Source organism: Janthinobacterium sp. KBS0711 (genome assembly GCF_000988085.1).
GTDB classification, from domain to species: domain Bacteria; phylum Pseudomonadota; class Gammaproteobacteria; order Burkholderiales; family Burkholderiaceae_D; genus Janthinobacterium; species Janthinobacterium lividum_E.
This window is the reverse complement of record NZ_LBCO01000011.1, coordinates 319,460-343,769: the sequence shown is the minus strand read 5'-3', so window position 1 is coordinate 343,769 and position 24,310 is coordinate 319,460. Positions and strand designations below refer to the sequence as shown.

18 protein-coding genes are annotated in these 24,310 nt (G+C 64.5%); 5 read left to right on the top strand and 13 right to left on the bottom strand.

The features are described 5' to 3' along the window. Nucleotides 1–117 precede the first annotated feature (117 nt). Nucleotides 118–2,874, top strand: a complete 2,757-nt coding sequence (locus VM94_RS07905) for a bifunctional diguanylate cyclase/phosphodiesterase (RefSeq protein ID WP_052755616.1) — start codon at nt 118–120, stop codon at nt 2,872–2,874. Nucleotides 2,875–3,071: 197 nt separating this feature from the next. Continuing rightward, a complete protein-coding gene (locus VM94_RS07900; protein ID WP_046682947.1) occupies nt 3,072–4,505 on the top strand; it encodes an OmpP1/FadL family transporter in 1,434 nt (477 codons plus the stop codon). A 141-nt stretch (nt 4,506–4,646) separates the two neighbouring features. Here the strand turns inward: VM94_RS07900 and VM94_RS07895 are convergent, their stop codons facing one another. From VM94_RS07895 to wrbA, 9 genes are read right to left on the bottom strand one after another with little or no spacing between them, the layout of a single operon-like run. Beyond that, on the bottom strand, nt 4,647–5,738 hold the full coding sequence (locus VM94_RS07895; protein ID WP_046682946.1) for a threonine aldolase family protein: 1,092 nt from the start codon (nt 5,736–5,738) through the stop codon (nt 4,647–4,649). Nucleotides 5,739–5,748: 10 nt separating this feature from the next. Continuing rightward, on the bottom strand, nt 5,749–6,423 hold the full coding sequence (leuE, locus tag VM94_RS07890; RefSeq protein WP_046682945.1) for a leucine efflux protein LeuE: 675 nt from the start codon (nt 6,421–6,423) through the stop codon (nt 5,749–5,751). An 11-nt stretch (nt 6,424–6,434) separates the two neighbouring features. Continuing rightward, entirely contained in the window at nt 6,435–8,297 is a 1,863-nt protein-coding gene (locus VM94_RS07885) for an ABC transporter transmembrane domain-containing protein (protein WP_046682944.1), read from the bottom strand. 34 nt (nt 8,298–8,331) lie between these two features. Next, the gene (locus VM94_RS07880) at nt 8,332–9,408 is read right to left on the bottom strand and encodes a lipocalin-like domain-containing protein (RefSeq protein ID WP_046682943.1); all 1,077 of its coding nucleotides are present in this window, start codon (nt 9,406–9,408) and stop codon (nt 8,332–8,334) included. After that, entirely contained in the window at nt 9,408–11,999 is a 2,592-nt protein-coding gene (locus VM94_RS07875; RefSeq protein ID WP_046682942.1) for an FtsX-like permease family protein, read from the bottom strand. Before VM94_RS07875 ends, VM94_RS07880 begins: the two co-directional genes overlap by 1 nt. After that, the gene (locus VM94_RS07870; protein WP_052755614.1) at nt 11,987–12,415 is read right to left on the bottom strand and encodes a DUF4124 domain-containing protein; all 429 of its coding nucleotides are present in this window, start codon (nt 12,413–12,415) and stop codon (nt 11,987–11,989) included. The genes VM94_RS07875 and VM94_RS07870 overlap by 13 nt, the downstream gene beginning before the upstream one ends. Beyond that, a complete protein-coding gene (locus VM94_RS07865) occupies nt 12,412–13,827 on the bottom strand; it encodes an FAD-binding oxidoreductase (protein WP_046682941.1) in 1,416 nt (471 codons plus the stop codon). Before VM94_RS07865 ends, VM94_RS07870 begins: the two co-directional genes overlap by 4 nt. Further along, the gene (locus VM94_RS07860; RefSeq protein WP_046683122.1) at nt 13,824–14,234 is read right to left on the bottom strand and encodes a DUF2069 domain-containing protein; all 411 of its coding nucleotides are present in this window, start codon (nt 14,232–14,234) and stop codon (nt 13,824–13,826) included. The genes VM94_RS07865 and VM94_RS07860 overlap by 4 nt, the downstream gene beginning before the upstream one ends. After that, complete coding sequence (gene wrbA, locus VM94_RS07855; RefSeq protein WP_046683121.1) at nt 14,234–14,842, bottom strand: NAD(P)H:quinone oxidoreductase; 609 nt, start codon at nt 14,840–14,842, stop codon at nt 14,234–14,236. Before wrbA ends, VM94_RS07860 begins: the two co-directional genes overlap by 1 nt. Before the next feature lie 67 nt (nt 14,843–14,909). Between wrbA and VM94_RS07850 the strand changes: the two genes are divergently transcribed. Further along, entirely contained in the window at nt 14,910–16,286 is a 1,377-nt protein-coding gene (locus VM94_RS07850) for a YihY family inner membrane protein (RefSeq protein ID WP_046682940.1), read from the top strand. A 122-nt stretch (nt 16,287–16,408) separates the two neighbouring features. Then, nucleotides 16,409–17,806 (top strand): esterase-like activity of phytase family protein, encoded by a 1,398-nt coding sequence (locus VM94_RS07845; RefSeq protein WP_046682939.1) that lies wholly within the window; start codon nt 16,409–16,411, stop codon nt 17,804–17,806. 22 nt (nt 17,807–17,828) lie between these two features. Here the strand turns inward: VM94_RS07845 and VM94_RS07840 are convergent, their stop codons facing one another. The 4 genes from VM94_RS07840 to VM94_RS07825 are packed head-to-tail and all read right to left on the bottom strand — an operon-like array spanning nt 17,829 to nt 23,393. Then, entirely contained in the window at nt 17,829–19,829 is a 2,001-nt protein-coding gene (locus VM94_RS07840) for a WG repeat-containing protein (protein ID WP_046682938.1), read from the bottom strand. Between the two features lie 24 nt (nt 19,830–19,853). Beyond that, entirely contained in the window at nt 19,854–21,245 is a 1,392-nt protein-coding gene (locus VM94_RS07835; RefSeq protein WP_046682937.1) for a PoNe immunity protein domain-containing protein, read from the bottom strand. A 23-nt stretch (nt 21,246–21,268) separates the two neighbouring features. Next, nucleotides 21,269–22,081 (bottom strand): alpha/beta fold hydrolase, encoded by an 813-nt coding sequence (locus tag VM94_RS07830; RefSeq protein WP_046682936.1) that lies wholly within the window; start codon nt 22,079–22,081, stop codon nt 21,269–21,271. A 1-nt stretch (nt 22,082) separates the two neighbouring features. Further along, nucleotides 22,083–23,393 carry an O-acetylhomoserine aminocarboxypropyltransferase gene (locus VM94_RS07825; RefSeq protein ID WP_046682935.1) on the bottom strand — a complete coding sequence of 437 codons (1,311 nt, stop codon included), beginning with the start codon at nt 23,391–23,393 and terminating at the stop codon, nt 22,083–22,085. A 284-nt stretch (nt 23,394–23,677) separates the two neighbouring features. On the opposite strand from VM94_RS07825, the gene VM94_RS07820 reads away from it, so the two are divergent. After that, on the top strand, nt 23,678–24,301 hold the full coding sequence (locus VM94_RS07820) for a 2OG-Fe(II) oxygenase (RefSeq protein ID WP_046682934.1): 624 nt from the start codon (nt 23,678–23,680) through the stop codon (nt 24,299–24,301). Nucleotides 24,302–24,310 lie beyond the last annotated feature (9 nt).

The window sequence follows — 24,310 nt, the reverse complement described above, 5'->3', positions numbered from 1 at the left end:
GGGATGCGGGCCGCCGACTACCGCACACTAATTACACTGCTGTCTTACCTGTAAACATGACTCTGTGGTAATTTGTGTGTCCTTAAAGAAATGCACAGAAACGGCAGACGCTGCACCATGTTCTTGCGACAATTTGTAAATAATAATAACGGCGCCGTGGTGGAGATGAGCAGGGCCGATTTCCTCAAGGCCAACTTGCGCCTGATCCTGGCCTGGCCCTTGCTGGGTCTCGTCCTGTGCGCGGTGCTGTGGACGGCCACCTTGCTGCAACTGGAGGCGGAAAAGAAGGTGACGCAGCAGCAGGCGCTCGACAGCGTGTCCTCGTTGTCGAAAGCGTATGGTCAGTATCTGTTGCGCACCCTGGAGCAGATGGACCAGCTGACCTTGCAGCTCAAGTATGAATGGGAAAATTCGCGCGGCCAGTTGCGGCTCGATCAATTGAGGACGCAGGGCATGTATGCCTTGCCGCAATTTGCCATCGTCGCCATCCTCGACCGCAAGGGCCACCCCGTGACGGCCACGGCGCCGCTGCAGCGCCTGCGGGTCAACGAGCGCAGCGATTTCCTGTTGCGCCACTGGCGCAGCAATTCCAGCGCGCTGCGCATCGCGCTGGGGCGGGCCAATGCGGCCAATGCGGCCAGCGAGGCGCCCGGCGCCGACGAAAGCCTCGTGCATTTCACGCGCCGGCTGGAAGACGAAGATGGCAATTTCGACGGCGTGCTGTTGATCTCCATTCATTCCAGCTATTTTTCCGAATTCTACAACAGCGTCAATTTCGGCAAGTTCGGCATGTCCGCCATGGTAGGCGAGGAGGGCGAGCTGTTCAGCACGCGCCTCGGCGCGCGCGTGCTGCCGACACGGAGCGGTGAAGGCACGCCATTTCTCGACACCAGCTTCCTGGAAACGGAGAGCGGCGCCCTGCATTCGAGCGGCCGGATCGCCTTTTCCGACAAGCAAAGCCGCTACGTGGGATGGCAAGCGCTGAAAGCCTATCCGTTTACGGCCGTGGTCGGACTGTCGGATGGCGAAATGCTGCACCCCTACGAGGAGACGCGCACGATTTATATCGGCATCGCCCTGGCCGTCACTTTGCTGCTGCTGGCCTTTACCGCCATCGCCACCGTGCTGTCGCTGCGCCTGGCGTGGCGCCACCACCAGTCCGAAGGCGTGCGCAATGCCTACCGCATGGCAACCGAAGGCACGAGCGACGGCTTTTATATCATTGCCGCCCTGCGCGGTGCGGATGGCAGCATCCTCGATTTCGAGATGGTCGACTGCAACGAGCCGGGCGCCGGCTATTTCGGCGTGCGGCGCGAACAATTGCTGGGCATGCGATTGCAGTCGCGCGCCCATGAACCGTATTTCCGCGACCTGATCCATAATTACCGGGCCGCCATGGTTTCCGGCTTTTCCGAGGAAGAGATCGAGCTGCCGGAAGGCAACCCCTTCAAGCTGCGCTGGATACGCCGGCGCCTGGTGCGCAGCGGCGACCGCCTGGCCGTCACCCTGCAAGACATCAGCACGGCCAAGGAGCACGAGCGCGACTTGCGCCGCCTGGCCACCGAAGACGGCTTGACGGGCTTGCCCAACCGCTACTGGCTGCAGCAATTCCTGCCCGGTGCGCTTGGCCGCGCCGCTGTCGCGCGGCGCATGCTGGCGTTGCTGTTCATCGACCTCGACGGCTTCAAGGATATCAACGACACGCAGGGCCACGCCGAGGGAGATAAAGTGTTGCGTGCCGCCTCCTTGCGTCTGAAGGCCGTGCTGCGGCCGGGCGACCACGTGGTGCGCCTGGGCGGCGACGAATTCGTCGTCGTGCTCGACCCGGTGGAAGACGACAGCCGTGCCGAGCAGGTGGCGCAGCGCATCGCCATCGCCTTCGACGAACCGTTTTACCTGGGTAGCGAACGCCACAAGATGGGCGCTTCGATCGGCATCAGCCTGTATCCGCGCGATGGCGCCGAGACGGATGTGCTGCTGAAGAACGCCGACATCGCCATGTATGCCGTGAAAGTGGCGGGCAAGGGCCATCACCGCTTCTTCCAGCCGGAACTGTTCGAAACTATCCGCAGCCGCCGCGAACTCGAGCAAAGCCTGGTGGCGGCGCTGGAGCAGGACCAGTTTCTCGTCGTCTACCAGCCGCGCGTCGACGCCATGAGCGGGCAGCTGTGCAGCATGGAGGCGCTCGTGCGCTGGCACCATCCGCAGCACGGTATGGTGCCGCCGCTGGAATTCATTCCCGTGGCCGAGAGCAGCGGCCTGATTTCACAGCTGGGCGAAGTCGTCATCGAAAAAGTATGCCTGCAGATGGCGCGCTGGCAGGCCAGCGGACTGGAACTGGTGCCCGTGTCGATCAACGTCTCGGCGCGCCAGTTCGGGCGTGGCGACGTGCACCAGGTGCTGGCGTCCGCGCTGACGCGCCACCGCATCGATGCGCGCCTGATCGAGGTGGAAATCACGGAATCGGCCATGATGGATGAACAGAACCGCGCCGTGGAGCAGCTGTCGGCCATCCGCGCGCTGGGCGTACGCCTGCTGGTCGACGATTTCGGCACCGGATACTCTTCGCTGTCGCAGTTGCAGAAGTTCGCCATGGATGGCTTGAAGATCGACCGCGCCTTCACCATGGAGCTGGGCCGCTCGGAGCAGGGCGAGGTCTTCGTGCGCGCCATCCTGTCGATGGCGCATGCGCTGGGCATGAGCGTGGTGGCCGAGGGCGTGGAGACGCGCGAGCAGCTCGACATCCTGCGCGTGCTGCAATGCAATGAAGTGCAGGGCTATTTCATCTCGCGCCCCGTGCCGGCCGAACAGATGCTGGCGCTGATGCATCAGCGCTTTCTGATACCGCTTCCAGCCCCGGCGCTGACCCTGTAGAACGCCGTGATTGGCGAGGAAAACAACGCTGTTTCATAAAAAGAGCGAACGTTCGCTTTTTTCTAAAAAATATTATATGCTTCGCTCATGCCGTCAGTGAATTGGAGTTCACGGCGGCAAGAAAAGCGCAAGACGGGGCAGTTGAGATGCCCGCGATAGTGTGCCGAAGACACTTCATATAATAAAGAGAGACTAACTTGAAACATAAATATCTGCCCCTCCTGATCGTTGCCGCGTTCGCCGGCATCTCTTCCACCGCACAAGCATCGGGCTACCGTTTTGGTTCGCAAAGCGTATCGGGCCAGGGTTCGGCCGACGCCAACGGCGCAGAAGCGGCCGACGCGTCGACCATTTTCTACAACCCGGCCGGCATGTCGCGCCTGGAAGGCACGCAACTCGTTGGCGGCGGCACCCTGGTGGTACCGCATTCGACTTACCAGGACACGGGTTCGAAGACCTTCACCGGCCGCACGCCGGGCGGCACGACCAAGGATTACGCGCCGGACGCCGTCTTTGCGCCAGCCCTGTATGCGAGCAAGAAGGTCAATGATCAATGGACCGTCGGCATGGGCCTGTTCGTGCCTTACGGCGCCAAGCTCGATTACGGCAATGACTGGAGCGGCCGCTATGCGATCACCAACATCAAGCTCGAAGCCATCGCCCTGAATCCTTCCGTTTCCTTCAAGGTCAATGAACACCATTCCTTCGGTTTCGGCGTTACCGCCGAACACATGAAGGCGGAACTGGGCCAGGCGGTCGACGTGCCGGGTTCCGTGGCCTTCCTGGCCCAGCACGCGCCAGCCGCGTCGCAAGCCTTCCTGGCCAATATCGCCAAGACGCAGGGCCTGGCCGCCGCGCAGGCAGCCGGCGCCGCACTGAAGGGCGCCAAGGATGGCCACGCCTCTATGGATGGCGACGACTGGGGCTTTGGCTTCAACCTGGGCTATCTGTATCAGATGAATGAAGGCACGCGTTTCGGTATTTCCTACCGTTCGTCGATTTCGCACAAGCTGAAAGGCGACACGATCTGGGACTTCTCGCAAGTGTCGGACAACGCCGCCGTGAACGCCTTCATCGCCAAGGCATCGAACAAGGTCAACTCCAAGGCGCTGGTGGAAGTGCGCACGCCGGAAACCCTGTCGATCAACGCCTTCCATCAGATGGATGACCGTTGGGCCTTGATGGGCGACGTCACCTGGACCCGCACTTCGCGCCTGCAGAACCTGGACATCCAGTTCCCGCCGACGGCCGAAGGCGCCGAGCGCATCCGCCAGCAGTGGAAGAACACCTACCGCGTATCGCTGGGCACCAACTACAAATACAGCGAAAACCTGCTGCTGCGCGCCGGTATCGCGCATGACCAGGCGCCAGTGCGCAGCGCCGAGCTGCGTCATCCAGCCTTGCCGGACAGCGACCGCATGCAGTACTCGATCGGCGCGAACTGGAAGCTGAACGCCAATTCCTCGCTCGACCTGGCTTACAGCTTCATCGACTTCAAGGATGCTGACGTCAACTACAAGAATGACTGCTCGCCGGTGACCCCTGGCTGCACCGGCAACGGTGAAACCACCAAGGGCCTGTTCAAGACCCGCATGCAGTTGATCGGTCTCGCTTACAACTACAAGTTCTAAGCAGGTAGTGGCGGCCGACCCGGCCGCCATGAAATGAAAAAAGCGCCTTCGGGCGCTTTTTTTTTGGTGACGACTGTAGTGTTGTCGGCTTACGCGCTGCGCGCTAACCCGACCTACCCGACCTGCGCCGACCTGCGTTGCTCAGGCTTTCATGCGCATGGTCTGATCCAGCAGGGTCAATGCCAGCCGCACGGTGTCATCGGGCAGGTCCAGCAAATTATCTCCCACATACCATTCCACCACGCTGTGCCCGGGCAGGGCGGCGTGGCTGGCGCGGCCGAACAGCCAGATGCCATGGTCTTCCGCCAGCTGGTTGCGGATGGCGATGGCCCGCTCGCGCGAGACGGGCAGGTGCAGGTGCAGCATGTTGGCCTGCGGGGAGGCGGGGTTGACGGCAATCGATGGAAAGTCGCGCAGCTGCGCGTACAGCCACTGCGTGCGTGCGAAATAGCGGGGCATGGCGGCCAGGCGCGCGTCGAACTGCATGGCGGCGGCCACCACGTACGGCGTGCGGTGGACGATGTTGCCGCCCTGGCGGCGGAACCATTCGCGCGCCCGTTCGACAAAGGGGCGGCTGCCGGCCAGCATGGCGCCGCCGAGGCCGCCGATACCCTTGTACAGCGACACGTAGACGGAATCGAAGCCGCCGCAGATGGCGGGCAGGGATTGGTTGAAACCTGCTTGCGCTTCCCACAGGCGCGCGCCATCCATGTGCAAATGGATATTGTGGTCGCGGCAGTGCCGCTTGATGTCGTTCAACGCCTCCCATGACGGGCACTGGCCGCCGATTTCGCGCATTGGCAACTCGACCTGCGCGGCGCCCAGCGCATCGGGCACGGCGCGCAAATCGTCGACCGTCCAAGGACGGTGCGGGTCGCCGAGTATCAAACCCTTGAAGTGATCGAGCAATTCATGGTTGCCCCGCTCGTGGCGCAGGATATGCGAAGTGGGATGCAGCGCGACCAGGCGCGAGCCCCGGTCCTGGCACGCCAGGCGCAGGGCCGTGACCTGCGTCATGGTGCCCGTGATGCAGAATACGGCCGCTTCGAAACCGAGCAGGCTGGCGACCTTGTTCTCGAACTGTTCGATCAGCGCGCCTTCGCCATAGGTGTCGTGCGCGATGTCGTTGGCGTCGCACCAGGCGGCCATGGCGGCGAAGGTGGCGCTTGGGGTGGGCTGGCGGTGGCCGGGCAGGACGGTGTGGCAGCGCTGGCGCAGCTCAAGTTCGTTCACGGTGTTTTCCTTACAAGGTGGCCGTAGCCAGTTTCGCGCCGAAGCCGATGAACATGGCGCCCACGCCGCCGCCCATGCCGGCCGACAGGCGGCGACGACGGCGGAAGGTGTCGGCCAGGCGGGCGCCGACAAAGATGATGGCCGTCAGATAGGTAAAGCTGATCACCTGGCAAATCAGGCCCAGGCCGACGAAAGACAGTACCGGGTTCGGGAAGGCCGGGTCGACGAACTGGATGAAGAACGAGATGAAGAACAGGATGGCTTTCGGGTTCATCAGGCTGATGATCAGCGCCTTGCGGAATGGATCGCTTTCCTTGACGGGCGCTGGCGCGGCAGGCGCTTCACCGTCGGCCGGCGCGGGCGCGCGCAGCTTGCACCAGCAGCCGATCAGCATTTGCAGGCCGATCCAGCCCAGGTAGGCCGCGCCGATGTATTTCACCACATAGAACAGGGCCGGGCTGGCTTTCAGCAGGGAGGCCACGCCGCAGGCCGACAGGACCATCAATATCAGGTCGCCGGCGAAGATGCCGAAGGCGCCCTGGTAGGCGGTGCGCACGCCGCGCTGGGCCGCGACCGACAGCACATACATGGAATTGGGGCCTGGCAGGATGACGATGAAGATCGTTCCCAGTAAAAAGGTCCAGAAGTCGGTGATGCCCAGGTTGGCGTGGAAAAGTGCGTTCATGATGGTTCTGTTTAATTGAGTTGTACGTGATGGAATTGCAGGGCCGCCAGATTCGCATAGATGCCACCAAGGGCGACCAGTGACGCGTGCGTGCCCGTCTCGACGATCTTGCCGTCTTCCATGACGATGATGCGGTCGGCCCGCTGGACGGTGGCCAGGCGGTGCGCGATGATGACCGTGGTGCGTCCCACCATGGCTGCTTCCAGCGCCTTTTGCACCAGGCGTTCCGATTCCGCGTCCAGCGCGCTCGTCGCTTCGTCGAGCAGCAGCAGGGGTGGATTTTTCAGCAGGGCGCGGGCGATGGCGATACGCTGGCGCTGGCCGCCGGACAGGCGCACGCCCCGTTCGCCGAGGAAGGATTTGTAGCCGTTCGGCAGGCGCTCGATGAATTCGTGGGCGGCCGCCATCTTCGCGGCCGCGATGACTTCCGCGTCGCTGGCGCCGGCGCGGCCGTAGCGGATGTTTTCCATCGCGTCGGCCGAGAAGATCACGGTATCTTGCGGCACGATGCCGATGGCGTCGCGCAGGGTGTGCAGGTCAAGTTGCTTGATATCGACGCCATCGAGGCGGATGCTGCCGCTTTGCGGGTCATAGAAGCGCAGGAACAGCTGGAACAGCGTGGTCTTGCCGGCGCCCGACGGACCGACGACGGCCACCGTTTCGCCGGCGCGGATGTCGAGGCTGACGTGATCGAGTGCTGCAGTATCTGGGCGCGACGGGTACGAGAACATGACGTCGTCCAGCGACAGCGCGGCGCCGGTGGCGGCGCGCGCGGGCAGCGGCAGCGGCGTGGCCGGCGATTCGATTTCCGATTTGACGGCCATCAGTTCCAGCAGGCGCTCGGTGGCGCCGGCCGCGCGCTGCGCTTCGCCCATCACTTCGGACAGGGCGCCGATGGCGCCGGCCACGATGGAGGCGTACAGGATGAACTGGCCCAGGTCTCCACCCGTCATCGAGCCTTCCAGCACGGCGCGCGCCCCCAGCCACAAGACAAACACGATGGTGCCGAAGACCAGCAGGATGGCGATCATGGTGAGCAGGGCGCGGGCGCGGATGCGGCGCATGGCCGTCATGAAGGCGCCTTCGACGGAGTCGCCGAAGCGTTTCGATTCGATCTTTTCGTGTGTAAAAGCCTGCACGGTGGGCATGGCGTTGAGGATTTCCCCGGCCATGGCCGACGCGTCGGCGATGCGGTCCTGCGAATCGCGCGACAGCTTGCGCACACGGCGGCCAAACACGATGATGGGCACGACGACGAGGATCAGCAAGCCGATGATGATGCCGGCCAGCTTGGCGCTGGTGACGAACAGCATCACCAGGCCGCCCAGGAACAGCAGCACATTGCGTAGCGCCATCGAGATGCTGGTGCCGACGACAGCCTGGATCAAGGTCGTGTCGGTGGTGATGCGCGACAGGACTTCGCCCGTCTGCGTCGTTTCAAAGAAGGCGGGGCTTTGCGTGACCACGTGGCGGTACACGGCGCTGCGGATGTCGGCCGTGACGCGCTCGCCCAGCCACGACACAGTATAGAAGCGGGCCGCCGTGGCCAGCGCCAGGATGGACGCCACGCCGAACAGGGCGAGGAACACCAGGTCGACGTGCTGGATGCTGCTTGAACCGGCCGCGCCGCCGAAACCGAGGTCGATCATCTGCTTGAAGGCGGCAGGAATGGCCAGGGTCGAGGCGGCGGCCACCACCAGCGCGATACCGGCCAGGAAGAACTGCTTGCGGTACGGCGTCAGAAAGGGCATCAAGCCCTTGAAGGCGGCCAGGCTGCCTTTTTTCAGTTCGCGGCTGGTGCCGGTGTCGGGCGTGGGTGCGGTGCTTGCGGCGGTTGCTGTGCTCGTATTGCCTGTTTCTGTGCTGGTTGTCATTGTTTTTCGCTTTGATTTACATATACGGTACTGCTTATAACTTCATCGGCTGGACGTAGCCCGTCATTTCCAGGTAGGCGCGGCCCACCGGCTGGCCGTCGCGCTCCACCGTCACGGCGCCTTCCCAGTACACGGCCCCCGTCGAGCGGCGCGAATCGAGTTCCTGGTCCGCTTGCAGCGGCTTGATGTGCCAGCGCGTGGCACCCGTGCGGATTTCGGTGGCGACCGGGTATTCGGCTTGCGTGCGGGGCGAACGCCACAGCTGCGTGGGCGTGAAATCGACGTCGCCGGGCGCGAACTGCGTCATCTTACCGGACGCATCGCGCCATGTCGCGTGCGCCCATAGTTTAGCACCTGTCTTGCTGCGGATCTGGAAGGCCATCAGGGCGCCGCCGTCATCGAGGTTGGCGCCTATCCAGTTCCAGCCGCTGGCATCTTCATCGAGCACCTGGCTCGACCACTCGTGATCGAGCCAGGTGGCGCCCGTCACGGCTTCCGGCTTGCCGCCCGCGCGCGCGATCGTGCCCGTTGTGCGCAGCTGCGGCTTGCTGTAGTAGTAACTCGATTGCGCGGGCCGCGCGCCCTTGCGCGAGTAGCCGTTCTCGCCTTGCAGCAGCACGGGCTGGGTCGGGGCGAGGGTCAGCTGCAAGTTGAATTCCCGCGCGGCGAGGCTGACCCGGTAGCTGCCGTCCGCTTGCCGCTGCATGCGCCAGCCGTCGAGTTTGACGTCCGTGTCGCCCACCTTGGCGTAGGCCAGGCCGAAACCCTCGCGCGCGCTTTTCTCGTCGTGCAGCAGCTTGCCCACCTTCGGGTCGGACAGGGCCGCATGGCCGATGATCAGCTGCTTGGGCGCAAACGCGCTGGGGTTGTCCGCGTCCGTGGCCGTGGCGCTGCGAAAGAAGGTCACCTGGTAGCCCAGTTGCTCGCCGCCGGCGGTTTTTACCCAGCCCGTGGCGTACCACCATTCCGTTTTATACGCGGGATGGGCGCCGAAGTCGTGCGGCAGGCGCAGGGTCTGGCCGGCTGGCAGCGGCGTGACGGGGGCGAAGGCGGGCGGCGCGGCCAGGGCAGGCAAGGCCAGCGCAAGCAGCAAGATGGCGATATGGCGCATTACCAGTCCTCCCTGACGGCGCGGATGGGGCCAGCGGACAGCGCCTGGCGGCCTGCGATCAGCGCCGTGGCGGCGGCCGCCGTCAACAGGGCGCCGGCCACGGTGGCGATCAAGGGCCACGGCAGGTGCAGTTGCATGGTCCAGTGGAACGATTGGGGATTGACGATGAAGACCAGCACAAAGCTGATCAACAAGCCCAGGACAAAACCGGTGGCGATGCCCAGCGCCGTCAGCGCGCCGCCTTCCAGCGCCAGGATGGATAAAATCTGACCGCGTGTCACGCCCACGTGGCGCAGCATGCCGAATTCGCGCGCGCGCGCCAGGGTCTGCGCGGAGAACGTGGCGGCCACGCCAAACAGGCCGATGACGATGGCGATGGCTTCCAGCAGATACGTGACGGCGAAGCTGCGGTCGAAGATTTGCAGGCTCAGGGCGCGGATGGCCGACGGGTTTGATACTTCCAGGCTGGCGCCAAACGGCAGGCTTTTCAGACGCTGCTGCAGCTCGTCGCCCGTGGCGTCCTTGGCCAGCCACAGGGCCGCATCGCTGACATCGAGGTCGCCGGTCAGGGCGCGGTAATCGTCCAGCGGCATCTGGATGGCGCCGGAAGAGCGCGCATAGTCGCGCCAGATGCCGGCGACAAAGAACTGGTGCAAGCCGCCGGCCAGCGGCAAGGCTATCTGCTGGCCCGGTTTGACGTTATACAGGTCGGCCGCCGCCTCGGACAGCCACACGGACCGTCTGCCAGTCGGCACAGGCAAGGTGTCGCCCACCAGCACCATGCTCTTGCCCGGGTCCTGCAAATTGATGGGGCGCGCCAGCAAGATCACGTTGGGGCGGTCGGGCGCCAGCGACAGCGAGCGCACGCGCTGGAAATCCACCCTGGCCACCTCGGGCAGGGCCGTGATGCTGGCCTGTTCGCGCGGGTTCAAGCCTGCCGTGCCGCCGCTGGCGGCCGTGCGCGCATACACGTCGGCGGGCAAGATCTGCAGCAGCCAGTCGTCGACGGAGACGCGGAAACTCGACACCATGATGGCCATCGCCACCATCAGGCTAAAGCTCGACAGCACGCCGCCCAGGGCGATGCCTGCCTGGCCCGAGGCGTTCGCCAGACGCGCCAGGGTCAGGCTGCGCACGGGCGCATGTTTGCTCGTGTCCGTGCGCAGCCAGGCGCGCTGCAGGAAACGGAAGACGACGGCGGCCAGTTGCGGCATCAGGGCGATGGCGCCGATCAGCAGCAGGGCGATGGACAGGTAGCCGAACAGGGGCAGCTCGAACACGGGTGGCAGGAAGGTCAAAGCGCCAGCCAGCAGCAAACAAGCCAGCGCCGGCCAGGTCTTGGCCAGGCGCGTCGTCACGACTTCCTCGCTGCCCGATTTCAGGGCGATGGCGGGGGCCGCGCGGGCCGCTTTCAGCGCGGGCGCAGCGCAGCCCAGCAAGGCGACGCCGAGGCCCAACGTAAAATAGACGAAGGCGGCGACGGGCGTGAACTGCACCTGCGGCTGCACGCCCGCGAAATAGCCGGCGCCCAGGTCGCCGCCAAAAAAGCGCAGGGCCACGGCCGCCATGGCGTAGCCGCCGACGATGCCCAGCGCGGCGCCGACGACACCGAGGCTGGCGCCTTCCAGCAGCACCTGGCGCAGCAACTGGCCCCGTTCCATGCCCAGCACGCGCAGCAGCGCGAACTGGCCCCGGCGGCGGATGACGGACAGGGCCTGCGTGGAAAAGACCAAAAAGGCGCCCGTAAACAGGGCGACGAGGGCCAGTACCGTCAGGTTGACCCGGTAGGCGCGGCTCAGGTTATTGTTGCGGCTATTCTGGTTTTCGTCATTCGGCTGGCCCACCTGGAAGCGCCCCGGGTACTGCGCTTCCAGCGCGCGGGAAAGATCCTCCTGGAAGGCGTCGCGGTTGACGCCCTGGCGCAGTTTCAGGTCGATGCGCGACAGTTTGCCCAGCTTGTTGAAGCGCCATTGCGCCGCGCCGATATCCATCACGGCGATGCGCTGGCCTGCGCGCGTCCGCTGCAGCGAACCGGCCACGCGCAGCCTGACCGTGCCCGTACCCGATTGCAGGGCGACCTGGCCGCCTTCGGCCACGGCCAGCCAGCGCAAGGCGGCCGGCGACAGAAATAAGGCGTCGTCGGCCAGGGTGTCGAAAGGCTGGCCATCGGCGGGCGCGCCGATCAGGTCGGGCGAGATGAAGCCCGCGCGGAAGACGTCGAGCGCCAGGATGTGCAGCGGGCCGCCATCCTTTTTGCCGGCCACGCCCGCTTGCAGTTCCAGCACGGGCGAAGCCACGGCCACGCCGTCGCGCTGCGCCAGCTGCGGGTAGATGCTTTCATCGAACAGCGCTTCGCGCCCGGCCACCTGCACGTCGGCCTGGCCGGACAGGCTTTTGACGGCCGTGGAAAATTCATTGAAGGCCGCCGCGTTGATCAAATGGATGGCAAAGCCCAGCGACACGCCGATGGCGATGGCGAGGATGGCGACGAGGGCGCGCACGGGATGCGCGCGCCATTCGCCCAGCAGCAGCCAGCGCGACAGCAGGCGCGTCGTCGCCGGGCTTTCCACCTGCGCACTCAATTCAGGCATTCGACGGCCAGGCGTTCACCGGCGCGCCGCGCTTTCAATTGCGCCGTGTCGCGGGTTTTATCACCCGCGCCGACGGCGTCCTGCGCCGCCCATTTCTGCTCCAGGCGCAGCTGGGCGCAATGCTTGTCGCGCGCCTCGCGCTGTTTTGCGGCCCGTTCACGGGCCTGGTCTTCCAGTTTTTCTTGCTGCTTGCGCGCCGCTTCCATCTGGCTGGCCACCCGTTCCTGGCGCGTGGCCGCACCCTTGTCGACGGCAGGCGGTGGCGAGGGGACTTCCAGGATCTGCAACTGCCCGCCCGTGCACGGCGTGGCGCTATAGCTGGTGTGGCCATCCTGTACGCATTTGTAGACGTCCTGCGCACTGGCGGAGCCGGCCAGCAAGACCATGGCACAGAGCAGGAGGGACGGCGATTTCACAATATCTTCCCCGGATTCATGATGTTCTGCGGGTCCAGCGCCTGTTTGACAGCGCGCATCAGCTGCAGTTCCAGCGGCGACTTGTAGCGGGCCAGGTCGTCTTTCTTCAGCGCGCCGATGCCGTGTTCGGCCGATATCGAGCCGCCAAAGCCATGGACCTGGTCGTGCACAATGCGGTTGATGGCATCCTGGTTGGCGAGGAAATCACGGTCCGTCATGCCGGTGGGCGGCGCCACGTTGTAGTGCAGGTTGCCGTCGCCCAGGTGGCCGAAGCACACGAGCTGGCAGCCGGGGAAGGCCGTTGCCAGGGCCGCATCCGTGACGGCGATGAAATCGGCGATGCAGGAAATGGGCAGCGAGATATCGTGCTTGATGTTCTTGCCCGCCTGCGCCTGCGCCAGCGGAATATGTTCGCGCAGCTGCCATAATCCCTCGGACTGCGCCACGGAACTGGCGACGACGGCGTCGGCTATCAACTCGTCTTCCAGCGCCGCGCCGATGCTCGCTTCCAGCAATTCCACTGCGTGGGCCTCGGACTGGCTGCTCGATAATTCCAGTAAGACGTACTGGCCGTGGGCTTCGGCGAATGGACGCGGCAGCTGCGGGAACTGTTCCGCCACCAGTTGCAGACAATACTGCGACATCAATTCAAAACCCGTCAGGCTGGCGCCGCAATGGTCCTGCATCAGGCTTAATAAACGCAGCGCGTGGGCGGGCGAGGGCATGGCAGCCAGCGCCGTGATGCAGGCCTTCGGCTGCGGATACAGTTTCATGACGGCGCCCGTGATGACGCCCAGGGTGCCTTCCGCGCCGATGTACAGGTCGCGCAAGTCGTAGCCCGTGTTGTCTTTGCGCAGGCCGCGCAAGCCGCTCCAGATTTCGCCTTGCGGCGTGACCACTTCCAGGCCCAGGCACAGCTCGCGCGTGTTCCCGTAGCGCAGCACGGCCGTGCCGCCCGCGTTCGTCGCCAAATTTCCGCCGATGGTGCAACTACCCTCGGCCGCCAGCGACAGGGGGAACAGGCAGCCGGCGGCGCTGGCCGCTTCCTGGATGGTTTGCAAAATGCAGCCCGCATCGACCGTGATGGTGCGGTTGACGGGATCGAGCGCGCGGATGCTGTTCAGGCGCGCCAGCGACAGCACGACGGCCGTGCCGGCGGCGTCCGGAATGCTGCCCAGCACCAGGCCCGTATTGCCGCCTTGCGGCACGACGGGCACCTGCCATTGCGCGCAGGTGCGCAGCACGCCCGCCACTTGTTCCACAGTGGCGGGGCGCAGCACGGCCAGGGCCTTGCCCGTAAACCTGTCGCGCCAGTCGGTGAGGAAGGGCGCCGTGTCGGCGTCGCTGGTGAGTACATAAGTGTCACCCAGCAGGTCGCGGCAGGCGGCGAGGAAGTCGGTTTGGACAGTCATTTCTTGATGCTCACTTTATTCACTTTTTCCAGCAGTTCCCGGGCCATGCGCTTGGCCGCCTTTTTATACGGGCGCAGGTACAGCACGGCGCAGACAAAATAGATGCAGACGATGACCGCTTCGCCCCAGGCCATCAGGGCCGAGGTGGCGTTCGTGTCGCTGTAGCCGCGCACGACGCCTTCCGTGAAATACAGCAGGATGACCATCGACGACCATTGCAGGGTGTAGACGTCGCGCTTGACGACGCCGTACAGGGGGATGAGCAGGGGCGCGGCCTTCAGGACGACCCAGGAGCCGCCCGGCTGCAGCGGGGCGACGATGGTTTCCCACAGCACGCACCAGACGATCAGCGTGACGAGGCTGGCGATGGCGCCCCAGTGAAAATACTTGTGCAGTACGCCGTGCATCATGCGCCTGCCAGTTTCGCGGCGTTTTCCGCCAGGCGCCGGCCCAGGGCGATGGCCAATCGCTTTTCATCGTCGCTCAGGGCCTTGTCGCCGTCGATGCCGGACCAGTGCGTGGCGCCATACGGCGAGCCGCCCGTGGACGTCGTCATCAGTTCGGGATGCGTGTAGGGCAGGCCCATGACCAGCATGCCGTGGTGGAAGAGGGGGATCATCATCGACAGCAGGGTCGATTCCTGGCCGCCGTGCAGGCTGCCCGTGGACGTAAACACGCAGGCGGGCTTGCCGGCCAGGCTGCCGGCCAGCCAGTCGCTGGCCGTGCCATCCCAGAAGTACTTCATGGCGGCGGCCATGTTGCCGAAGCGCGTGGGCGACCCCAGGGCCAGGCCCGCGCATTCCTGCAGATCGTCCAGTTCCACATAAGGAGCGCCGTCAAGCGGCACCTCGGGCGCTGTTGCTTCGGCCACCGTGGAGACGGCGGGCACGGTGCGCAGGCGCGCATCGCAGCCAGGCACGCTTTCCACTCCCTGGGCTATCAGCTCGGCCAACTGGCGCGTGGCGCCATGGCGTGAATAAAACAATACGAGAATAATCAGATTGGTTGGCTTCATCATTGGTATTATAGGGCGCTTTACAGCCTGATACGACTGCTGTCATGGCGCCGTTCTGATTTTGCACATGTTTTCAAAATATATAATCCCGTTCTTCCAATACCTGTGGCGCACCCTGCACGTCGGTGCCGACATCGTGCGTGGCCTGACATGGTCCGAAACGCGTGATCTGCTGCAGTTCGCGCGCCGCCGCGTGCGCGAGGAAAGCCTGCCGCAAGTGGCGGGCAGCCTGACGTTCGCCACCGTGTTCGCGCTGGTGCCGCTGCTCACCCTGGCCCTGGCGATCTTCACCACCTTCCCGCTATTCAATACCTTCCGCCACGCGCTGGAAGATTATTTCGTGCAAAGCGTGATGCCCAAGGGGATATCGAACACCATCCTCGATTATCTGACCACGTTTGCATCGAAGGCCACGCGCCTGTCGGCCATCGGCGCGGGCGCCCTGATCGTCACGTCGGTGGGCATGATGGGCTTGATCGAGCGCGTCTTCAACCGCATCTGGCGCGTACGCCAGGAGCGCCGCTGGACCAAGCGTCTGCTGGTTTACTGGGCCATCGTCACCCTGGGACCGTTGCTGGTGGGCGTGTCGCTGACGGTGACGTCGCGCCTCTTCATGGCCACCAGCGGCGTGGTGGGCGCCGTGCCTTTCATCGGCGCCGTGTTTTATACGCTGGTGTCGATCGGCCTGACCATGCTGGCGTTTACCCTGCTCTACATCGCCGTGCCGAACCGCGACGTGGACTGGCGCGACGCGGCCTGGGGCGGCTTGCTGGCCGCGCTGGCGTTCGAGGTGGCCAAGCGCGGCTTCGGCGAATTCATCCAGGAATTCCCCACGTATTCGCGCATCTACGGCGCGCTGGCCGCCTTGCCGCTGTTCCTCGTGTGGATTTATCTGAGCTGGATGATCACTCTGGTGGGCGCCTTGCTGGTGGCCGCCTTGCCCGTCGTGAAATATGAACGCTGGTGGTACGAAGCGGCGCCGGGCAGCGAGTTCGTCGACGCCGTCGCCATCCTGAAAGTGCTGCACCAGGCTTGCCACTGCGCCGATTCGGCCCTGGTGGGCGCGGCCGAGATCCGCCGCAGCACGCGCCTGGGCTTCGAAGAGATGGAAACCCTGCTCGACAAGATGGTGCAGCAGGGCTGGGTGGGACGAGTCAACGTGGATGGCGCCGTGCGCGTGCAATGGGGCAAGCGCGTGGCCGACAGTTCCGACCACTGGGTCTTGCTGGGCAACGTCAACCGCATCAGCCTGGCCGACGTCTACCGTTTATTCGTCTTCGGCGGCATGCGCGTGAACTCCGGTTACCCGGCCGGTTCCACGAATGAACGCGACATCAAGGCGGCCGAGGAAGCGGCCGCGCTGGCGGCGCAGGTGGAAAACGCCGTGGAGCAGGGACTGGGCTTGAGTCTGGCGCAGCATTTTGGGGTAGTGCGCTGCGCGTGACGGGCCCCGGCCGCGCGCTTCCTTGCCGGCCTATGCCCCGCACGATAAGGCGAGCATGTCATAAACTGGTCACCGAAGGCCGGTAAGCTTTCCTCTTCATTCATCTTGTTGAGGAAGCAAATATGCGTTGTCATTTGAGCGGTTTGAATGTGTGCCGCGGCCTGGCCATCGTGGTGGTCAGCGGCGTGCTCGCTGCCTGCGGCGGCAGTTCCTCTGCCGCTCCTGAGGCTGCGCCCAAGGACGGGGAAGGCTTGCCGCACCAGCTTGCCGGATGGGCAGCGTTGCCTGACACGGCGCGCTGGCCAGGGCCGGTTACGGGACAGTTCACAGCCGCAGTGCTGGGCGTCACCCCGCCGTTTGCCAGTGGCGTGCCGATTCCCGGCTTTTCCGCGCTGCTCAGGAATGACGACGGCAGCTGGACTGCCATGGCCGACAATGGCTATGGCGCCAAGGGCAATTCGGCCGATTTCTTGCTCGGCCTGTATAACGCCAGCATCAACTTCCGCACGGCCGCTGACGCCAGCAAGACGCCTGGCAGCATCAAGCTCAACAGCTTCCTGGCCTTCAACGACGCCAAGGGTTTCTTAAACGATGGCAAGGGCGTTGACCTGAAAATCACGGCCGACTACGTCAACTACCCCAGCAACACCACCGGCGGCCTGGTCTTTGCCGACAGCGGTATCGCCGTGGATGTGCGCATTCGCGCTGGCCGCTTGCTGACCGGTTTTGATTTCGACATCGAGTCGCTCGCGCGCGCTGCCGACGGTACTTACTTCGTGGGCGAGGAATTCGGCCCCTATATCCTGCACTTCGACAAAAACGGCACGCTGATGGGCGACCCGGTTCCCCATCCTTTCCTGCGCAGCCCGGCAAATCCGGAAGTGCTGGGCAAGGGCGCCAGCATTACCTTGTCAGGCAGCCGCGGCTTCGAGAGCCTGGCCTACAACGCCGACCGCAGCCTGCTCTACGCGGTGCCGGAAGCGGCGCCAAGCGACCCGTCGCTGCGGCCCGCCGCAGCCGATGAGCGCTACCTGAACATTTTTGAGTTCGACCCCGGCGCCATGCGCTACACGGGCAAGAACCTCGTGTACCGCAAGGATGGCGCGGCCAAGGACAATGGCGTCGTGATCGGCGACATGACCAATGTCGGCGGCAGCAAGTTCGTGCTGATCGAACGCGATGGCTTCTGGGGCGCCAAGGCCGTGATCAAGCGCCTGTACCTGGTCGACTTGAAAGAAAAAGACGCTGACGGCGCGCTCAAGAAAACGTTGTTGGTGGACTTGCTAAACATCTCCGACCCCAACGGCATAGGCGGGCAGGCGAGCAATATGCCCGTGGGTAAGTTCAGCATGCCTTTCGACTCGGTGGAGAGCGTTGAAGTACTCGATGCCCAGACGCTGGTCGTGGCAATCGACACGAACTACCCGGGTGAAGACGGCCGCAAGCCGGGCAAGCCGGACGACACCGAAGTCATTACCCTGCGTTTTGACAAGGCGATGTTTGATCGTTCCGCCAAATAAAGACGACGTGCCGGCAACCCGCTCATAGCAGGACCGGCCGCAAGGCCGCCTGCAGCGCCACTACCTTGAACGCTTCCGCATCCTGCGCCCGCACCACGCCCAGATAATACGTATCCTCGCCGTCCTGCATGTTCACGAGGCGCAGCTGGTGCGGCGCCAGGTGCGCGGCGATGGCGGCCAGTCCCTCGGCCATGGCGTCGCCGTCTTGCTGGTCCGCCCAGCGGAAGTCCCGCAGCGCGGGCAGGCCGATATGCCGGCCGATGAGGGCGATCTGCTCCACCGATTTCCAGTCCAAGGTGGTGCCGTGGCCCAGCGCATCGGCGGCTGTCGACCACAGCAGGAAGAAGCACGCCGCTTCGGGCGTCTCGCCTTCGTATTCCTCTTCCGGGTCGTCCTCCGCCAGTGCTTCCAGGGTGATGTCCACGCAGCGCGCGGCCAGGTCCGCATCGCCCAGCACGAGCAGGGCGGCCATGCTGCGCAATTGCTCGCGGTCGGCCTTTGCCAGGATTTGTGCGGGCGTGAAGCTGCGGCGTCTGGCGGGTTTCTTTTTGCCCAGTCCCATGGCCTCGCTCAGTTGCGCCGTGATGGCCGCCTTGAAGTTTTCCACGGTGTCGAACTGCTCCAGCAACTGGCCCGTGAAATCCATGCTCCAGGCCATGCCATCCTTGACGACATATAAAAAGTCGCTTTGCACGGCCACGCCACGCAAATGGTGGGCGGGTGGATACAGGGGCGTGAAAGCCTGTTTTCCATCGAGGGTCAGCATGCACGCGAGACCTTGCGCGTCGATGGCGAAGATCAGGTTCTTGCGCAATTTGGGCGGCGACGAGGTCGTGGCGCAATCGATGGCTTCGTACTGGCATGGCGCCAGCAGCTCGCCCTGGCTATTGACCAGGCCAAACAGGAAGCGCCCGTCGATGCGCTGGCTGACGATGGCGATCTTTTTCTTCGTGCCGAAATCCTGCACGGAGCTGTAGGCTGGCGGCACCACGACTTTGCCCATCTTGTCGACCACGCCATACACATTGCGTTTGTTGTCATCGTCAGCCTGGTCTGTCTGGCGCTTGATGTCGATCAAGCCATCTTCGCGCAGGCATATGTTATCCACCCTGTCGATGAGCAGCGCGCCATCGGGCAGGCGCAACAAGCGGCTGGCGCCGTCGGGATCGATTCTCTGCAGCAAGTGGGGGCTGATCACGTACAGGGCGCCGGGGGCGGGCGGCAGCACCATCGTGCCGTTCAAGTCCATGACGCCGTGCGCATCGGGCGCGTCCGCCGTGGCAAAGGTGATCCAGCCATCGTCCGCATAGTAAACACCCAGGTCCACATAGCGTTGCGACAGTGGCACGATCCAGCGGCCATACGGCGTGACCAGGCCGGTGACGTCCGGTTCGCCGGCGGCGCTCACTTCATAGCACAGCGCGTCCTCCTCCCAGCCCACCACTTCCAGTCCTTGCAGGAAAGGCAGTTCGTCTGCGTCCAGTTCCTCGACATCGGCCAGCTGCGCGCTGGCGGTGGCCGACCAGTAGCCGGTGGCCGGCGACGCGGCACCGATGGTCAGCAACGGCGCCAGCGCATCCCGGTCGCCGCGCAGCAGGGCGGCGTGCAAGCTGGCTGCCTCTTCGCGCAGTGCTAGCAGCGCGGCCGCGTATTCCGGCGTATCGATATCGAGGGGAATCAGCTGCACGCAGTCGAGCACCAGCCAGGGCTGAGCGCCTGCCAGCAAGCTGCTGATGGCGCCGCGCGCGACGATGGCGGCCGCGTCGCGCGGCCTGTCCATCAGCGTTGACAGGGCTTGCCAGCTGGCTTGCGCCTGCGCCATCGGCGCGGCCAGCACGCAGGGGCAGTCTTCGCCATCGCCGTAGATGGGCCAGGCGACAGCTTGCGTGCCGGCGCCGATGAGCAGCTTGAACAGCGGAGGTACATCCAGCCGCCATTCGGCCAGGCCCGTGATTGCGTCGGTGTCGAAACCGGCTTGGCCGGGTAAAAAGGCGGTGCTGAACAGGGCTGCGGTATTGATCATGTCTCTTCGTTAAATGTTGGGGGATCAGGGCGACGGCGGCATAAGCCAGTGCGCTAGCGCGCTGCGCTCGAGGCCCAGCTGCTTGGCCGCGGCAGCCGCTTCGAAACCCCACAGGCCGTAATAGCCGCCCAGCCCCTGCGCGCGCAAATGGCCGTTGAACCAGTCTTCGTGCACCAGGGCCCCGTGCCAGCTGGCCAGGTAGTGGCGCAGGTGCTCGAGCTGCTGCGCAGGGTCGTCCGCGTCCAGGCAGTCGTACAGGGCGGTATAGGGCTCGGCGAAATACCATTCGTCGACGGCAGGACGCTGCGGATCGATGGCGGACAACAGCGCTTCGTACACGCCGTCTTCGCCATCGAAGGCCGTTTGCAGGGCAGCCAGGCGCATGGCTAGGTCGTGGCGGCCGAACAGCAGGGCCGCGCCCAGCAGCTGCAGGGTGCGCGCGTAATCCGTCAACTGTTCGAAATCGAAGGCGGGCAAGGCATCGTCATCGTAGGCCGCAGCCAGGGCCGCGCGCGCCGTTTCGCAAGCGGCGACGGCCGCTTCCAGCGCCGTTTCCACTGCCGACAAGGGCAAGCCTGCCGTGTAGCGCAGCGAGAAGACCTGGTAAGCTGTGCTGGCGGCCGCGCATGCCCAGTAGGCCGCGTCGCCGCCGTCGTTTTCCGCCTGCGCCTGCGCGCGTGCGTAGGCGGCCAGCAAGGCGTCGAGGTAGGCGAGGTTGCGGGCGAAGTCAAACGGGGCAGGCGGCGTCTGGCGCGGCGCGTGTGGCCAGGGTTCGGACGATGGCGCGCAGGCATCGGCGCAGTCGCGCTGGATGGCCCAGTCGGCGAAGACCTGCTGCAAATATTGCGCCGTCTCGTCGTCGTGCGCGATGGCGCCCGCGCCCACCAGGGTCGTGCCCAGCAGGGTGTAGCCGGGAAAGCGGCTGCTTTCGTAAGCGATGGTGGTCACGCTCTGGATGGCCTTGCCGTCACTGAGGTCGCGCACGCGGAAGTACACGTCGTCCCAGCCAGCCAGCGGTGGAGCCGGTTGGCCTGCCGGCAGGGTGGTCCAGCTGCCGTCGGCCTGTTCTTCATAGGCGTCGAGCAATTCATCGAGGCCGCCGGGGCGGTCGATGCGGTTGTTGGCGTCGTATTGCAGGCCCAGTTCGGCCGCGAATGCCGCCGCGTGGCGGCCTGGGAAGACCAGATATTGCGCATTCATTGTGCCGACCAGCAGGTCTGTCTGCTGGCCCGCCACGACCAGCGCCTGCGGCAGCCGGTACCAGTGGTGACCGGGGATGCCTGCCATGGGGCCGCCTTCGTCCGCCTGCGGGTTGGCGCAGCGCAGCTGTTCCAGCCAGTTGTAGCGCTCGTGCCGCGCCGCTTCCGTGCCGCTGCCGCGGCCAGTCAATTCATCGAACAGGGTATTCAACAACATGTGCATCTATCCTAAAAAAGCGCTCATGCCGCTGCCGTTTGCGCAAACGCAAACAGCGCGTCGAGCACGGCGTCGGGCTGCTCGGCCATCAATTCGTGCCCGCTGTCGACTTGCACCACCGTGCCATGCGCGATGGCAGACGTGAGCAAACGGGTCGATTTGGGCGGCGTCATCATGTCGCGCGCGCCGAAAATAAATAAAGTCGGACAGTGTACCGAAGCGGCGGCGATTCCGCCGTTCGCGTAGGCATTGCAGGCAAAAAAATCCGTGTGAAACACATGATCGGGGTTGAGGGTGGCGATGCGCTGTTTCAAGCGCCGCGCGCCGCCCATGGCGTAAAAGCCGGGGCCGGGGAACGACGGTTTTTGCGCGATCGACGAGTGCGACCAGATATTGACCATGTCGATGGCCGCCTGTTCATCGTTGAGTGACGTTTCCAGCAGGGCCGGCGAGACTTTCATCGGGTAGGTGGAACCGAGCATGGCCAGGTGGCTGATCCTTTCGGGCGCCAGGAATGCCGCTTCCAGCGCGATCAAGGAACCCATGCTGTGGCCGACTAGCATGGCCCTGGCCGCGCCGGCAGCGTCCAGCACGGCCAGTATCCAGCGCGCCAGCTCTTCCACCGTGGTTTTCGCCGCGCCCAGGCTGCGCCCGTGGCCCGGCAAATCGACGGCCAGCACGTTCCAGCCGTGGTGGGCAAAATAGCGCGTTTGCAGGGCCCACACGGAGTGGTCGTTTTGCGCGCCGTGGATGAAGACGGCCGTCGGCTGGTTCGGGTGGAATGGCTTGCCACCCGTGTAGCAGTAGGCGGCGGTATGGTCGATGGTGAGCAGCATCTCAGGCGCCTTTCTGCGACAGTTTCAGGCCACGGGCCAGGTCTTCGATCAAATCATCCGCGTCTTCCAGGCCGACGGACAGACGCATGGTGCCCTGCGTGATGCCCGCCTGTTCGAGTTGATCGTCGGGCACGCGGAAATGCGTGGTGGAGGCGGGGTGGATGACGAGCGACTTGGCGTCGCCCACATTGGCCAGGTGCGAGAAGATTTTCAGGCTGTCGACAAAGCGCTGGCCCGCCGCACGGTCGCCCCGCAGGCGGAAGGTAAACACGCCGCCCGCGCCTTTCGGCAGCAGGGTCTTGGCCAGCTCGTAATCGGGGTGCGACGGCAGTTCCGGGTAGGACACGGATTCCACGGCCGGATTGGCCAGCAGGAAATCGATCACCTTGCGCGTATTGGCCACGTGGCGGTCCATGCGCAGGCCCAGGGTTTCTATGCCCTGTAGCACGGCGAAGGCATTGTGCGGGCTCATGACGGCGCCGAAATCGCGCAAGCCTTCGCGCCGCGCGCGCAGGGCGAATGGCGCCACGGTCGATTCCTCGGCGAAGACCATGCCATGGAAGCCGTCGTACGGCTCGCACAGTTCGGCGAAACGGCCCGTCTTGTCGTACGCGGCTTGCCAATCAAAAGTGCCGCCATCGACGAGCAAGCCGCCGATGGCCGTGCCATGGCCGCACAAAAACTTGGTGGCTGAGTGGAATACCAGGTCTGCGCCATGCTCGAAAGGGCGCAGCAGATACGGCGTGGTAAACGTCGAATCGAGCATCAGCGGCAAGTGGTGCTCGTGCGCGAGGGCGGCAATCCGTGGGATGTCCAGCACGTCGAGACCCGGATTGCCCAGGGTTTCGGCAAACAGCACTTTTGTATTTGGGCGGATGGCGGCGCGCCAAGAGTCCACGTCGCGCGGGTCGACAAAGGTGGTCTCGATGCCGAAGCGTTTCAAGGTGTAGGCCAGCAGGTTGTGCGAGCCGCCGTACAGGGCGCGCGAGGCAACGATGTGCGAACCGGCGCCCGCGATGGTGGACAGGCCCAGGTGCATGGCGGCCTGGCCGCTGGCCGTGGCGATGCCGGCCACGCCGCCTTCGAGCGCGGCGATGCGCTCTTCCAGCACGGCGTTGGTGGGATTCGAGATGCGCGAATACACGTGGCCGGCCCGCTCCATATTGAACAGCGAAGCCGCATGTTCCGAACTCTTGAAGGCAAACGAGGACGTGAAGTGGATGGGCGTGGCGCGTGCGCCCGTGGCCGGATCGGGCGCGGCGCCCGCATGCAGGGATAAAGTATCGAAACCGGGGTATTTCGGGCCGCTCATGGTGTCTCCGCCAAGTTTTATAGTGGCAAGATCGTAACCTGATTTACCGCTGAGCAAAAGGGCTCCTGTGCAGGGCGCATGGCGCCGTGGCCTCAAGCAGGGCGTGTAACCAGCAGTGTAAAAAAAGTGACCGGCGCGGTGCGGCGGTGGTAGGATACCGGATCAGCGATATTCGGGCTGTTTTACCTGTGCGCGTGCGCCGCGCCGCAGGGAGGGCTGCTACGTGCCAGCGAAATCCTGGGCTTCAGGCGAACTCTCATCGCAAGTCCACCAGGAAAGATTTTATGCCCGCAATATCGTTCGACGGCTCCCTTGCCGTTCCCGGACTCTCTATCGTCGACGGCCTGTGCCAGGCAGGCTGGCTCATGCAAGAGCATTTCATCTCCCCTGAACTGAGCCGCCAGCTGGCCGCCGAATGCGTGCAATCCATGCTCAGCGGCAAGATGAAGGGCGCCGGCGTGGGCAGCGGCCATGCGCCGCTGCTGCAGCCGGACATCCGCGGCGACCATATCGAATGGCTGGAAACGGGCCGTTCAGAGGCGTGCGACCGCTACCTGGAACACATGGAAACGCTGCGCTGCCTGCTCAACCGCGAACTGTTCCTGGGCCTGGAAGAATACGAAAGCCATTTCGCCCTGTACGCGCCGGGCGCCTTTTACCGGGCCCATCTGGACCGTTTCCGCGACGACGACAAGCGCACCGTGTCCGTCGTGCTGTACCTGAACGACGACTGGCTGCCCGAGCACGGCGGTGAACTGCGACTGCACCCGCAAGGCGCGCCCGTGGTGGACATAGCGCCACAAGCGGGCCGCATGGCCATGTTCATGTCGGGCGAGATGCTGCATGAAGTGCTGCCGACGGCGCGCGAGCGCTTGTCCATCGCAGGTTGGTTCCGCCGCCGCGCGTGATGCAAAGTG

Excerpts from the sequence above, each read along its gene's own strand:
- VM94_RS07905 (WP_052755616.1), top strand. The coding sequence starts at position 118 with ATGTTCTTGCGACAATTTGTAAATAATAATAACGGCGCCGTGGTGGAG.
- leuE (WP_046682945.1), bottom strand. The coding sequence starts at position 6,423 with ATGAACGCACTTTTCCACGCCAACCTGGGCATCACCGACTTCTGGACC.
- VM94_RS07885 (WP_046682944.1), bottom strand. The coding sequence starts at position 8,297 with ATGACAACCAGCACAGAAACAGGCAATACGAGCACAGCAACCGCCGCA.
- VM94_RS07880 (WP_046682943.1), bottom strand. The coding sequence starts at position 9,408 with ATGCGCCATATCGCCATCTTGCTGCTTGCGCTGGCCTTGCCTGCCCTG.
- VM94_RS07875 (WP_046682942.1), bottom strand. The coding sequence starts at position 11,999 with ATGCCTGAATTGAGTGCGCAGGTGGAAAGCCCGGCGACGACGCGCCTG.
- VM94_RS07865 (WP_046682941.1), bottom strand. The coding sequence starts at position 13,827 with ATGACTGTCCAAACCGACTTCCTCGCCGCCTGCCGCGACCTGCTGGGT.
- VM94_RS07860 (WP_046683122.1), bottom strand. The coding sequence starts at position 14,234 with ATGCACGGCGTACTGCACAAGTATTTTCACTGGGGCGCCATCGCCAGC.
- wrbA (WP_046683121.1), bottom strand. The coding sequence starts at position 14,842 with ATGAAGCCAACCAATCTGATTATTCTCGTATTGTTTTATTCACGCCAT.
- VM94_RS07850 (WP_046682940.1), top strand. The coding sequence starts at position 14,910 with ATGTTTTCAAAATATATAATCCCGTTCTTCCAATACCTGTGGCGCACC.
- VM94_RS07845 (WP_046682939.1), top strand. The coding sequence starts at position 16,409 with ATGCGTTGTCATTTGAGCGGTTTGAATGTGTGCCGCGGCCTGGCCATC.
- VM94_RS07840 (WP_046682938.1), bottom strand. The coding sequence starts at position 19,829 with ATGATCAATACCGCAGCCCTGTTCAGCACCGCCTTTTTACCCGGCCAA.
- VM94_RS07835 (WP_046682937.1), bottom strand. The coding sequence starts at position 21,245 with ATGTTGTTGAATACCCTGTTCGATGAATTGACTGGCCGCGGCAGCGGC.
- VM94_RS07830 (WP_046682936.1), bottom strand. The coding sequence starts at position 22,081 with ATGCTGCTCACCATCGACCATACCGCCGCCTACTGCTACACGGGTGGC.
- VM94_RS07825 (WP_046682935.1), bottom strand. The coding sequence starts at position 23,393 with ATGAGCGGCCCGAAATACCCCGGTTTCGATACTTTATCCCTGCATGCG.
- VM94_RS07820 (WP_046682934.1), top strand. The coding sequence starts at position 23,678 with ATGCCCGCAATATCGTTCGACGGCTCCCTTGCCGTTCCCGGACTCTCT.